This is a genomic window from Poseidonocella sp. HB161398, assembly GCF_005870025.1.
Lineage (GTDB): Bacteria > Pseudomonadota > Alphaproteobacteria > Rhodobacterales > Rhodobacteraceae > Mangrovicoccus.
In genome coordinates this window covers 1-11,448 of sequence record NZ_VATA01000006.1, presented here as the reverse complement: position 1 = coordinate 11,448, position 11,448 = coordinate 1, and the positions used below count along the sequence as shown (strand labels likewise).

General features: G+C 70.2%; 12 protein-coding genes. 7 read left to right on the top strand and 5 right to left on the bottom strand.

The window, feature by feature from the left end; translation table 11 throughout:
• Window positions 1-3 precede the first annotated feature (3 nt).
• Window positions 4-936: a glyoxylate/hydroxypyruvate reductase A gene (locus FGX59_RS06755; protein ID WP_138465769.1), complete on the bottom strand. Its 933-nt coding sequence runs from the start codon at window positions 934-936 to the stop codon at window positions 4-6.
• Between the two features lie 113 nt (window positions 937-1,049).
• On the opposite strand from FGX59_RS06755, the gene FGX59_RS06750 reads away from it, so the two are divergent.
• Complete coding sequence (locus FGX59_RS06750; protein WP_138465768.1) at window positions 1,050-1,967, top strand: LysR family transcriptional regulator; 918 nt, start codon at window positions 1,050-1,052, stop codon at window positions 1,965-1,967.
• Window positions 1,968-1,971: 4 nt separating this feature from the next.
• Here FGX59_RS06750 and FGX59_RS06745 read toward each other — a convergent pair whose 3' ends face one another.
• Complete coding sequence (locus tag FGX59_RS06745; RefSeq protein WP_138465767.1) at window positions 1,972-2,565, bottom strand: YdeI/OmpD-associated family protein; 594 nt, start codon at window positions 2,563-2,565, stop codon at window positions 1,972-1,974.
• A 624-nt stretch (window positions 2,566-3,189) separates the two neighbouring features.
• On the opposite strand from FGX59_RS06745, the gene FGX59_RS06740 reads away from it, so the two are divergent.
• Window positions 3,190-4,002, top strand: coding sequence for a sulfite exporter TauE/SafE family protein (locus FGX59_RS06740; RefSeq protein ID WP_138465766.1), 813 nt, complete (start codon window positions 3,190-3,192; stop codon window positions 4,000-4,002).
• A gap of 131 nt (window positions 4,003-4,133) precedes the next feature.
• On the top strand, window positions 4,134-5,066 hold the full coding sequence (locus tag FGX59_RS06735) for a nucleoside recognition family protein (protein ID WP_138465765.1): 933 nt from the start codon (window positions 4,134-4,136) through the stop codon (window positions 5,064-5,066).
• 138 nt (window positions 5,067-5,204) lie between these two features.
• On the opposite strand, the gene FGX59_RS06730 is transcribed toward FGX59_RS06735, so the two are convergent.
• The 3 genes from FGX59_RS06730 to FGX59_RS06720 all read right to left on the bottom strand — a co-directional run bounded on the left by FGX59_RS06730 (window position 5,205) and on the right by FGX59_RS06720 (window position 7,664).
• The gene (locus tag FGX59_RS06730; protein WP_138465764.1) at window positions 5,205-5,846 is read right to left on the bottom strand and encodes a riboflavin synthase subunit alpha; all 642 of its coding nucleotides are present in this window, start codon (window positions 5,844-5,846) and stop codon (window positions 5,205-5,207) included.
• Between the two features lie 75 nt (window positions 5,847-5,921).
• The gene (locus FGX59_RS06725) at window positions 5,922-6,668 is read right to left on the bottom strand and encodes a sulfite exporter TauE/SafE family protein (RefSeq protein ID WP_138465763.1); all 747 of its coding nucleotides are present in this window, start codon (window positions 6,666-6,668) and stop codon (window positions 5,922-5,924) included.
• A 105-nt stretch (window positions 6,669-6,773) separates the two neighbouring features.
• Complete coding sequence (locus FGX59_RS06720) at window positions 6,774-7,664, bottom strand: LysR family transcriptional regulator (protein ID WP_138465762.1); 891 nt, start codon at window positions 7,662-7,664, stop codon at window positions 6,774-6,776.
• Between the two features lie 114 nt (window positions 7,665-7,778).
• Between FGX59_RS06720 and FGX59_RS06715 the strand changes: the two genes are divergently transcribed.
• The 4 genes from FGX59_RS06715 to FGX59_RS06700 are packed head-to-tail and all read left to right on the top strand — an operon-like array spanning window position 7,779 to window position 11,070.
• A complete protein-coding gene (locus FGX59_RS06715) occupies window positions 7,779-8,828 on the top strand; it encodes an SDR family oxidoreductase (RefSeq protein WP_138465761.1) in 1,050 nt (349 codons plus the stop codon).
• Window positions 8,825-9,373 (top strand): VOC family protein, encoded by a 549-nt coding sequence (locus FGX59_RS06710; protein WP_138465760.1) that lies wholly within the window; start codon window positions 8,825-8,827, stop codon window positions 9,371-9,373. Before FGX59_RS06715 ends, FGX59_RS06710 begins: the two co-directional genes overlap by 4 nt.
• The gene (locus FGX59_RS06705) at window positions 9,370-10,080 is read left to right on the top strand and encodes an SDR family oxidoreductase (RefSeq protein ID WP_138465759.1); all 711 of its coding nucleotides are present in this window, start codon (window positions 9,370-9,372) and stop codon (window positions 10,078-10,080) included. Before FGX59_RS06710 ends, FGX59_RS06705 begins: the two co-directional genes overlap by 4 nt.
• A 21-nt stretch (window positions 10,081-10,101) precedes the next feature.
• Complete coding sequence (locus tag FGX59_RS06700; RefSeq protein WP_138465758.1) at window positions 10,102-11,070, top strand: aldo/keto reductase; 969 nt, start codon at window positions 10,102-10,104, stop codon at window positions 11,068-11,070.
• Window positions 11,071-11,448: the final 378 nt, after the last annotated feature.

The following is an 11,448-nucleotide window of genomic DNA, read 5'->3' as shown; positions in this document are numbered from 1 at the left end:
CGCTCAGTATCCCCGGCGCGCATCCGCGAGGTCGGGGACGCTGCCCTCGGCCTCGAACTGCTTCAGGTTCGCGGCGATGATCTGCCCGCCGGTCGGCGCGTCGATCATCGAGGCGATATGCGGCGTCACGGTGATCTGCGGATGGGTCCAGAACGGATGGTCCGAGGGCAGCGGCTCGACATGGAAGACGTCGAGCGTCGCCTGCGCGATCTGCCCCGAGGCCAGCGCGTCCACCAGATCCTGGTCGACCAGATGTGGGCCGCGCGCGGCATTGATGACGCAGGCGCCGCGGGCGAGCTTGTTGAACAGCGCCGCATCGAGGATGCCGCGGGTCTCGGTGGTCAGGGGCAGCAGGTTGACGAGGATCTCGGTGCCCTCGAGGAACCCGGCGAAGCCGTCGGCCCCGGCATGGCAGGTCACGCCCTCGACCTCGCGCGGGCTGCGCGCCCAGCCATGGGTGTCGAAGCCCAGCCCGGCCAGCGTCTGCGCCGCGACCTTGCCGAGATTGCCCAGCCCCATGACGCCGACGCGGCGGCGGGTGGCCGGCGGCACGACGATCTGGTTCCACTCGGACTTCGCCTGGCTGGCCAGGATGTCGGGCATGTTGCGGTGATGGCGCAGCACGTGCAGCGCCACGTATTCGCGCATCCGCTGGGTCAGGTCGGTGCCGACGGTGCGGATGATCGGCACGTCCTGGGGCAGGGCGGTGTCGGCCAGCACATGGTCGATGCCCGCGCCGATCGAGACGATCGCCTTGAGCTTGGGGAAGCGGGCCAGGTCGCCGGTGCGGGGACGCCAGACCACGCCGTATTCGACCGCGCCCGGATCCGCGACATCATGCATGGACTCGATCGTCCAGCCGGGCAGCAGCCCGCCGAGCATCGCGCACCAGTCGCGGCTTTTCTCTTCGGAGGGCAGGTAGACGGCGACAGTCACGGGCAGTCCTTTCACTTTGAACGTCCCGGGAACTCTCCCTGCGGCGGCGCCGGCGGTCAAAGCAGAAATTTTGGCGCCCCGGATAGAAAAGCTTTATGGCAGGAGGCCATGCAATGAACTTCAAGCAGCTCGAGGCCTTCTACTGGCTCACCCGGCTGCAGTCCTTCCAGGCGGTGGCCGACCGGATCGGGCTGACCCAGCCGGCGGTCTCGGCGCGGATCGGCGGGCTGGAGGAGGAATTCGGTGTCAAGCTGATCGACCGCGACGCGGCGCGCTTCTGCCTGACCGGGCCGGGCCACGAGGTCGCCGAATTCGCCGAGCGCTTCATGAACATGCGCGAGGCGATGGTGGCGCGGCTGGCGCAGAAGCACCGCAGCCGCTTTGCCATCGGCATGGTCGGGCCCGCGGCGCTGACCTGGGGCGCGGTGCTGCGCCGCGAGCTCGGCCGCGCCGATCCCGACCTGGTGGCCGATTTCCATGTCGGCTCGAACATGGAGCTGCTGGCGCAGGTCTCGGCCGGGGCGCTCGACATGGCCTTCGTCACCGGCGAGGCGGGGATCGAGCAGGTGCCGGGCAGCTTCGCCGTGCGCTACGAGGTCGGCTGGGTCGCGCGGCCCGACGTGGCGGCGGGCGGCAAGCCGCTGACGCCCGAAGAGCTGCGCGCGCTGCCCCTGGTGCTCTACCCGCCGACCTCGCCGCTGCATTCGCCGGTGGCCGACTATATCGAGGAGACCCGCGACCGCGCCGCGCCGCGGCATTTCGGCTATTCGATGTCGACCATCGTCGAGATGCTGCGCCAGGGCTTCGGCGCCACCGCGCTGCCGCTTGCGGTGCTGGAGAAGGAGATCGCCCAGGGCTTCCTCGCCGAGCTGCCGGTGACGGTGCCGCTGGCGCCCTTCGAGGTGCGCTGCATCCATCTGACCGGCGCGCGCCGCAAGCTGGCGGGCCAGGTCTTCGCGCTGGCGGAACGCGCGGCGCGCGACTGGTGCGCGGCGCATCCGCGCTATGCCCGCTTCATCGGCCAGGAGTGACGGCTCAGCGGTCGTGCAGCCCCTTGCCGTCGAGGATGCGCGCGGCGTGCTTGCCGATCCGCGCCCGGCGGGTGGCGGCGCGCTTGGCGCGGGAGATGTCGAGGATGTAGCCGCGCTGCCGTCCCGGGGTGAGCGCGGCGAAGGCCGCGGCCAGCGCGGCATCGCCGTCGAGCGCATCGGCCAGTTCGGACGGGATCTCGGGCCCGTCCTCCTCCTCGAAGACGACCTTCGCGCCGGCGCGCTCCAGCGCGATGGCCGCGTCGAGAAAGCTCAGGAGCTCGTCCTCGCGCGCGGCGATCTCGCCGGTGCCGGTGACGGCGATCATGCGCACGGCGCGCGAATGCGGCCCCGGCGCCTCCAGCCGACCCTCGGGATCGTCGATCAGAACGCCCTTGAAGAAGGACAGCACGCAGCGGTCGCGGAAGCCCCAGAGCGTGGCGACATTGCCGCCGCCAAGCGTGTAGCAGGGCGCGCGCCACTTGAATTCCTCGGCCAGAGGCCGGGTTAGCAGGAGTTCCCGCAGCGCGGCCAGCTCGGCCTGCCACTGCCCTTCCGCGGCGAAGAACGCCTCGATCCTCGGATCCACGGTCCCGGCCATGCGCGGCCCCCCTGTCGCTGCCAGATCAGCCTTGCCCATCCCGGCCGGGCTGTCCAGCGCCGCCCGCGGCAGGCGGCCCCGGCCGGCAGGATTGCGCCCGCCGGGGCAGGGGCCTGCGCGATCTTCCGCTCAGGGGCGAGCAGGCGCTGTGCAGATCGGCGCGAAGACGGCGGCCGCGCCGGGCATCGAGAGCCGCCCTGGCCGGGCAGGACCGCTGCAGGGCCCGCCCGCGCGCACGCATGGCGCCACCCCATGGGAAGGGCGTCCGCTCCTGCGCGACCGAGGGTCCATGCCGGGCCTGCGCCGCCTGCCGGATAGGCCGGCAGTCCGGTCCTGCGCGCCTTTCCGGCCGCCGCGGGAGCTGTCCCGGAGATCAGATCAGCGGGCCGGCATTCGCCGCGGAGCGCCGCGCTTGACGGCGTGGCGCGGGCATTGGCGGTTTACCTCTCCCGGAGACCGGCCCTGCGACGCGAGGGTTGCAGCCACGTCAAGCTCGCCCTGCATCCGCGGAATTGCGGTCGCGCCGCAGTGCAGCGGCGTATAGGACGTCAGGACAGCAAGGACGCAGCAGCGCGACGAGGTTTCCATGGTCCCAGTTCTTCCCGCCCGGCAGGAGCCCCGCCGATGGATCTGCTGATCCTCGCCGCTACCATCGCAGGCGCCGGCGCGATTGCCGGGGTGATCTCGGGGCTGCTCGGCGTCGGCGGCGGGATCATCCTGGTCCCGGCCTTCTTCCATGCCTTCCACGCGCTCGGCTACCATCCCGCGCAGATGATGCAGATCTGCGTCGCCACCTCGACCGGCACGATCATCTTCACTTCGCTGCGCTCGGTCACCGCCCATGCCAAGCGCGGCGCGGTCGACCGCACGCTGATCCGCGACTGGGGGCCCTTCATTGCCGTCGGCGCGGTGCTCGGCGTCTTCGCGGCGGCGGCTTTGCGCTCGCAGCAGCTGCAGGTGGTCTTCGGCGCGATCGGCGTGACGCTCGGGCTCTACATGCTGCTCGGCAAGCGCAGCTGGCGGATCTCGGACCGGCTGCCCGGCCGCGCGCTCGGCGGCACCTATGGCGGGCTGATCGGCTTCTTCTCGGCGCTGATGGGGATCGGCGGCGGCTCCTTCACCGTGCCCTTGCTGACCGCCTATTCGGTGCCGCCGCACCGCGCGGTGGGCACCAGCCCGGGCTTCGGCATGCTGATCTCGATCCCCGCCTTCCTGACCTTCCTGGCGACCGGCTGGGGGATCGAGGACAAGCCGCCGCTGACCGTGGGCTATGTCAACCTGCCCTCGGTGGTGCTGATCACGCTGATGACGCTGCTGACCGTGCCCCTGGGCGTGAAGCTCGCCCACCGGCTGAGCCCGGCGCATCTGCGGCTGGTCTTCGCGCTGACGATCCTGGTGCTGGCGGGCAACATGCTGCGCAAGGGCCTGACCGGCTGAGCCGGTTTCACCGGTGAACCGATATTGCGCGGGCCGCATGGCGGCCATGCGCGCGGCGCGCTGGAAACCCGCGGCGGCTCCCGGTAGCCAAGACGGGAATGCCCTTCATCCGGGCGGAAAGGGCAATCTCCATGGAAGCTCTGGTCGATGCGGTCCTGACCGCAGGCGAGAACGCGCTCTACACGGCGCTCTACATCTTCATGCCGCTGATGGTCGTTCTGATGGTCATCCTGCGCTTCTTCGAGGGCTGGGGCGTCCTGGCCTGGCTGGAGCGGGTGCTGGCGCGGCCGATGCGGGCCTTCGGGCTCGGCGGGCTCGGCGCGCTGGCGATCCTGCAGGCGCAGTTCGTCTCGGCCGTGGCGCCGGTGCCGGTGCTCGCCATGATGCAGGCGCGCGGCCATTCCGACCGCCGGCTGGCGGCGACCTATGCCGCCTGCATGGCGACCGCCCCGGCCAATGCGGTCTTTCCGCTGGTGCGGCTGGGGCTCGATATCGGCCCGACCATCGCGATCTCGCTGATCGGCGCGCTCGGCGGCGCGGCCAGCGTGCACTGGCTTTTCGGCCGCGGGCTGGATGACGCGCGCGGGCCGGACACCTATGGCGGCGAGGACGAGAAGGTCGACCGCTCGGTGATCGGCACGATCAACCGCGGCGGCTCGGAGGCGCTGAGGATCATCGCCGGGATGACGCCGATGCTGATCGTCACGCTCTTCGCGGTGGAGGTCCTGGTGATGGTCGGCGGCGTGCATCTGCTGGAGATGCTGCTGGCCCCGCCGATGGAGCTCCTGGGGATCGACCGCGGGCTGATCCTGCCCTTCATAACCAAGATGATCGCCGGGAACACCGCAGTCGTCGGCCTGCTGATGGCGCCGGAGTCTGCCCTGGCGATCCCCGCAGAGGAGCTGAACGCCGCCTCTTCCTTCCTCTTCCAGTCGCTCGACGTGGCCGGGCTTGCGATCTTCCTGGCGGCTCTGCCCTTCCTGGCGCGGGTCTGGAAGCAGGCGGTGCTGGGCGCGGCCGCGGGGATCGCGCTGCGCGCCGTGCTGACCGCGGTCTTCGTCTAGCAGGCCCTAGGGGGCGCATGCAGAGGACCGCGGCGCGCGGCCCGGGCTGCTAGCCCCGCCCGACAGGCAAGACGCCCCTCGGGCCTGCCGCGCGGGCGGGCGCGGGCCGGGACCGCAAGCGGCCCGGGCGGGCGCGGCTCAGGCGGCGGCGCCGGCCTTGCCCAGATACTGCGGCAGCAGCCGTTCCAGCGTGCGCTCCATCACGTCGACGGTGATCTTGGTCTGGTGGTCGACCTCGATATTGACGTGATCGCCGACCTTGTAGTCGGGGAAGGTGGTCTGGCGCAGCGTCTCGGGGATCAGGTAGATGGTGAAGAGGTCGCCCTCGGCCTCGGCCACGGTCAGGCTGCAGCCATTCACCGCCAGGAAGCCGCGGTCGAAGACGTATTTCGCCCAGGGCTGCGGCACGCGGAAGGTGATGAAGGCGCCCGCGCCCTCGGTCTTCAGCGCGACCAGCTCGGCGGTGCAGGAGATGTGCCCGGCCACCGGATGGCCGCCATTCTCCTCGGTCATCTTCATCGAGCGTTCGATATTGGCGCGGCCGCCTTCCTCGAGACGGGCCAGATTGGTGCGCTCCAGCGTGGCGGTCATGGCGTCGAAGCTGACGCGGGTGCCCTCGATCGCGGTGGCCGAAAGGCAGACGCCTTCGACCGCGACGCTGCCGCCGATCTGCAGGTCGGCGAGCCGCTCGGGCGGCAGCTCGAAGGTGAAGCTGGTATGGCCCTCGTGCCGCTCGAGGCGGGTGACGGGGGCGACGGTCTGGACGATGCCGGTATACATGGCGGAGCTCTCCGGTCTGGGCGGGGCGCATCCTACGCCCCGCAGCGGCAATGGCAAGGCATGCGCCGTGCCAGCTCAGGCGATCCCGGCCAGTTCCAGCCCGCCGCGGGCCAGCAGCACCACCGACAGGATCAGCAGCATCACCTGGATCGTCCGCATGTAGAGCCATTCGGGCAGCAGATGCGTCAGCCAGCGGCCCAGATAGGTGCCCGCGACCCCGGCCGCCGCCAGCCCGGCGATCAGCCCCCAGTTCAGCCCGTCGAGCTGGCCGATGGCGGCATAGGCCGGGAGCTTCACGAGGTTGCCGATGGCGAAGGAGATCGCGATCGTGCCGGCGAAGTCCAGCTTGGGCAGCTTCTGCGGCAGCAGGTAGGCTTGGGAGGGCGGGGCGCCCGAATGGGTGATGAAGCTGGCGATGCCGGTCAGCGTGCCCCAGAAGATGCCGGGCAGGACCCGGGGCGGCACGGCCTCTTCCTCGCCGCGCTTCAGCCAGCTGCGCGCGATATGCCAGAGCCCGATGCAGCCGGTGAAGATCAGCAGCGCCGATTCCGGCGTGTAGGGGGTGATCACCGTGGCGATGGCGACGCCCAGCAGGATCGCGGGCGTCAGGATCAGCACGTTGCGCTTCGAGAAGTGCTTCCGGTAGAGCCAGACGCCGATCCAGTCGGTGACGATGTAGACGGGCAGGAGGGTCGCGGCCGCCTTCACCGGGCTCATGAAAAGCGCCAGCATCGGCACGGCAATGGCAGCGGCGGAAGACAGGCCGCCCTTCGAGGCGCCGACGATCAGCGCGGCCAGGATAAGCAGGATCGTGTCACTCATGTCACTCGCAGGTCTCCGGAAAGGAACGGGAAATCGCCGCCTGAGCGGCCGGGCTCAGGTAGGCCCGCGCCGCGGGCCGGTCCAGTCACGGAAAATTGCGGGGGCTCACTCCGCGGCGGCGAGCCCGTCGGAGAGATGCTCGGCCAGCGCGCGGACGCGGCGGGATTCCTGCGCCCGGGGCGCGAAGACGGCATAGAGATTGGTCGACTCGGTGGTGAAGCTGTCGAGCACGGTCTCCAGCCGTCCGGCGGCGACATCGGCGGCGATGTCGAAGCTCGACTTGAAGGCGACGCCCGCCCCGGCCACCGCCCAGTCGCGCAGCACCTGGCCGTCATTGACCAGCCGCGTGCCGGCGACGCGCTGGCGGAACCGGGTCTCGCCGTCGCGGAAGCCCCAGAAGGCCTGGGTGTCGCCGGGCATCGACAGGGTCAGGCAGTCATGCTCCGCGAGGTCGCGGGGATGTTCGGGACGGCCGTGCCGGTCCCAGTAGGCGGGCGCCGCGCAGACCCGCTTGCGGCCGCGCAAGAGCAGCCGCGCCTTCAGGTCGGAATCCCGCAAGGGCCCGGTTCTTATGCCGAAATCGAAGCCGCCCTCGACCAGGTCGACCACCGTGTCCGACAGGAAGAGCTGCACCAGCAGCCCGGGATTGAGCTCCATGAAGCTGTGGACCAGGGGCGCGATGCGCTGGCGGCCCAGATCGTTCGTAGCGGTGACGCGGATCTGGCCCTTGAGCGGGCCGCGCTCGGCGAAGCCCGACATCACCTCTTCCAGATCCGACAGGATGCGGCGGCAATCGGTGAGGAAGCGCGCGCCCTCGGGCGTCAGCGACAGCCGCCGGGTGGAGCGCAGGACCAGCTGCGCGCCCAGCCGTTCCTCCAGCCGCTTCAGCCCGTGGGTCACGGTCGAGGGCGCCACGCCCCAGCCGCGCGCCACCGCCGAGAGCGAGCCCTGCTCGGCGATGGCCACGAAGAGCCGCATCAGCCTTGGATCGTCCATTCTTCGATTTCCCTGAAAAGATCTTGCCATCTGGCGGGCATTCTTTCCTGCGCCAGAATTCTAGCTGATGCAACAGCGGCCTCTGGGCCGCGAAACGAGTTCAGGAGGTATTCCATGTCCCGGACACATGCCCTTGTTGCGGGCGGTCTTGGCGTGATCGGGCGCAATCTGGTGACGCATCTGGCCGACGAGGCGGGGTGGGAGGTGACGGCGCTGTCGCGCCGCAGCCCCGATTTCGAGACCAGCGCGCGCTATCTTTCCGTCGATCTGGAGGATGCGGAGGCCACCCGCGCCGCGCTGGCCGGGGCCGGTCCCTTCACCCATGTCTTCTACGCTGCCTACCAGGAAGGCCGGGACATGCAGGCGCAGGTGGCGGTCAATCTCGCCATGCTGGAAAACTGCGTCACCGCCGCCGAGGCGGCCTCGCCCGGACTGCAGCGGGTGCTGCTCTACGAGGGCGCGAAATACTACGGCGCGCATCTGGGCGCCTTCCCGACGCCCGCGCGCGAGGACGATCCGCGCGTGATGCCGCCGATGTTCTACTACGACCAGGAGGACTGGCTGGCGGCCTACTCCGAGGGCAAGGCCTGGGACCGCGTGGTGCTGCGCCCCGACGTGGTCTGCGGCTTCGCCATCGGCAATCCGATGAACCTGGCGATGGTGATCGCGGTCTATGCGGCGATCTGCAAGGAACTGGGCCTGCCGCTGCGCTTCCCCGGATCGGCCACCTGCTACGGCAAGCTCGCGCAGGTGACGGATGCCGCGCAGCTCGCGCGCGGCTCGGCCTGGGCCGCGACCGGGGCGCCGGGCGGCACGGCCTACAACCTGACCAATGGCGACGTCTTCCGCTGGAGCCATCTGTGGAAGCGGATCGCCGCCAGCCTGGAGATGGATCCGGGCGAACCGATGCCGATCTCGCTGAGCGAAATGATGGCCGACAAGGGCCCCCTCTGGGAGCGGATCAAGGCGAAATACGGGCTCGCGGACGTGCCCTTCGACAAGGTCGCGGCCTGGGGCTTCGGCGATTTCATCTTCAACTGCGACTGGGACGTGATTTCCTCGACCACGCGGATCCGCCAGGCTGGCTTCGGAACCGTTGTCGATAGTGAAGCGATGTTCCTGCGTCTGGTAAACGAGTTCCGGGAAAGGAAGATCATCCCATGAGCCAAGCAAATTTCCGCGGCATCGAGCATGTCGGCATCACCGTGCCCGATCACGACGCCGCCGTCGCCTTCTTCGCCCGCGCCTTCGGCACCGAGGTGCTGTTCTCGCTGACCTCGAAGGACCGCGCGCCCCTGCCGGGCACGGAGCTGGAGGCCAAGAACGGCCTGCGCCGCGGCACCGCCATCGTCGCGGTCTCGATGCTGCGCTTCGGCAATGGCGCCAATCTGGAGATCTTCGAGATCGACCGGCCCGGCGCCGCCCAGGGCGGCATCTCGGAGACCGGGATCAGCCATTTCAGCATCACCGTCGAGGATATCGACGCGGCCTCCGCCGCCTTCGCCGCCGCCGGGGGCGAGCTGCTCGAGGGGCCCTATGCGCTGACCGGCCAGGAGGAGGCCCCGGGCAATCGCGGCCGCTTCGGCCTGACGCCCTGGGGGCTGCTGATCGAGTTCGAGGCGCTGCCCTCGCCGGTGCGCTATGACGGCGCGCCCTCCGCGCCGCGCTGGCTGCCCGCGCCGCGCCGCGAGACGGAGGCGGCGGAATGATGCTGGCGGACAAGACCGTTCTCGTGCTCGGCGGCTCCTCGGGCATCGGCTTCGGCGTGGCAAAGGCCGCGCGCGCGGCGGGCGCCCATGTGACCATCGCCTCGCGCTCGCAGGAGAAGATCGACGCCGCGCTCGACCGGCTGGGCGGCACCGCCGAGGGCGCGGTGCTCGATACCGGCGACGCGGCCGGGCTCGACGCCTTCTTCGCCGCCCGCGCGCCCTTCGGCCATGTCTTCTGCTCGGCGGCCGCGACGAAGGTCGCCGCCGTGCGGGAGCTGCCGCTGGAGGATGCCTACGGCTCCTTCGACTCCAAGTTCTGGGGCGCCTACCGGCTGGCCCGCGCCGCGCGGATCGAGGAGGGCGGCTCGCTGACCCTGACCTCGGGCTTCCTGTCGATCCGGCCGAAGCCCGGCGCGGCGATCCAGGGCGCGATCAATGCCGCGCTCGAGGGGCTGACCCGCGGCCTGGCGCTGGAATTCGCGCCGGTCAGGGTCAATTGCGTCTCGCCGGGGCTGGTGAAGACCGAGATGTACGACACGCTCGAAGGCGACGGCCGCAAGGCGATGTTCGAGGGCGCGGCCGCGAAGCTCCCCGCGGGGCGCGTCGGCACGCCCGAGATGATCGCCACCCAGGCGCTCGCCTTCATGGGCAACCCCTACATGACCGGGGCCACCGTCTATGTCGATGGCGGCGGCGCGCTGGTCTGAACCGCAGCAAGGAGAACGGAAATGCAGAAGAAGACACTGGGCCGCACCGGCATGGAGATCGCGCCGATCGTCTTCGGCGGCAATGTGCTCGGCTGGACGGCGGACGAGGCGGAGAGCTTCCGCGTGCTCGACGCCTTCGTCGATCACGGCTTCGACGCGATCGACACGGCGGATGTCTATTCCGCCTGGGTCGAGGGCCACAAGGGCGGCGAATCCGAGACCGTGCTCGGCCGCTGGTTCGCCGCGCGCCCGGGGATGCGGGCGAAGGTGAAGCTCTTCACCAAGGTCGGCTCCGACATGGGCGGGCCGGGCGAGAAGGGCCTGTCCGAGGCCTGGATCCTCAAGGCGGTGGAGCGCTCGCTGGAGCGGCTGCAGACCGAGAGCATCGACCTCTACTTCTCGCACTGGCCGGATCCGGAGACCGGCCATGCCGAGACGCTGGGCGCCTATGACAAGCTGCTGAAAGCGGGCAAGATCAAGGCGGTCGGCGCCTCGAACTACGATGCGGCGCTGCTGGGCGCGGCGCTCGAGACCGCGGCAGCCGAGGGCCTGCCGGCCTATCAGGTGATCCAGCCGGAATACAATCTCTACGACCGTTCCGCCTTCGAGGGGCCGTTGCGCGATCTCTGCCTCGAGAAGGAGATCGGGGTGGTGACCTATTTCAGCCTGGCGGCCGGGTTCCTCTCGGGCAAGTACCGTTCCGAGGCCGACCTGAAGGGCCGCCAGCGCGGCGGCATGGTCGAAAAGTACCTCACCGAGCGCGGCATGCGGCTCCTTGACGTGCTCGACGACGTGGCGGGCGCGCATGGCGCGCAACCGGCGGAGGTGGCGCTGGCCTGGCTGATCGCGCGCGAGGGCGTCTCGGCGCCGATCGCCTCGGCGACGAGCGTGGCGCAGGTGGAGAGCTTCGCCCGGGCCGCGTCTCTGTCGCTCTCCTCCGAGGACATGGCGCGGCTGACCGGTGCGGGCATCCCGGCCGAAGCCGCCTGACCCCGGTCCCGGGCTTCGCCCGGGCCCGGCCCGACTCGGCTGCCGCTGCGCCCTTGTCCCGAGGCCGGCCGGATCGGGCCAGTCCTCTATTCTGAAGCGGTCGCGCATGTGACCCGGCCGGGTCCCCGCAGGCGGCGGCCCGGGCCTGCAGGCTGGCCCGATCCGGCTGAGGCCGGGACTCTGTCCTGCCGGTGGCCGAGTCGGGCCTTGGTCGGCGGCAGGCGCAGCGCTCGGAAGAGTCGATTTGCTGACATAAGTCAGGTTAGCGTGCAGCGTGTGGTGTAGGCGCAAAGCGATAATGTCATCCCGGAACAAAGCGAAAGTGTCACTCGCCCTGCCGGTGATGGCGAGGGAGAGCTTCCGTGGGATGGGTGTTGA

Excerpts from the sequence above, each read along its gene's own strand:
- FGX59_RS06710 (WP_138465760.1), top strand. The coding sequence starts at position 8,825 with ATGAGCCAAGCAAATTTCCGCGGCATCGAGCATGTCGGCATCACCGTG.
- FGX59_RS06725 (WP_138465763.1), bottom strand. The coding sequence starts at position 6,668 with ATGAGTGACACGATCCTGCTTATCCTGGCCGCGCTGATCGTCGGCGCC.
- FGX59_RS06740 (WP_138465766.1), top strand. The coding sequence starts at position 3,190 with ATGGATCTGCTGATCCTCGCCGCTACCATCGCAGGCGCCGGCGCGATT.
- FGX59_RS06720 (WP_138465762.1), bottom strand. The coding sequence starts at position 7,664 with ATGGACGATCCAAGGCTGATGCGGCTCTTCGTGGCCATCGCCGAGCAG.
- FGX59_RS06730 (WP_138465764.1), bottom strand. The coding sequence starts at position 5,846 with ATGTATACCGGCATCGTCCAGACCGTCGCCCCCGTCACCCGCCTCGAG.
- FGX59_RS06750 (WP_138465768.1), top strand. The coding sequence starts at position 1,050 with ATGAACTTCAAGCAGCTCGAGGCCTTCTACTGGCTCACCCGGCTGCAG.
- FGX59_RS06705 (WP_138465759.1), top strand. The coding sequence starts at position 9,370 with ATGATGCTGGCGGACAAGACCGTTCTCGTGCTCGGCGGCTCCTCGGGC.
- FGX59_RS06715 (WP_138465761.1), top strand. The coding sequence starts at position 7,779 with ATGTCCCGGACACATGCCCTTGTTGCGGGCGGTCTTGGCGTGATCGGG.
- FGX59_RS06745 (WP_138465767.1), bottom strand. The coding sequence starts at position 2,565 with ATGGCCGGGACCGTGGATCCGAGGATCGAGGCGTTCTTCGCCGCGGAA.
- FGX59_RS06735 (WP_138465765.1), top strand. The coding sequence starts at position 4,134 with ATGGAAGCTCTGGTCGATGCGGTCCTGACCGCAGGCGAGAACGCGCTC.
- FGX59_RS06700 (WP_138465758.1), top strand. The coding sequence starts at position 10,102 with ATGCAGAAGAAGACACTGGGCCGCACCGGCATGGAGATCGCGCCGATC.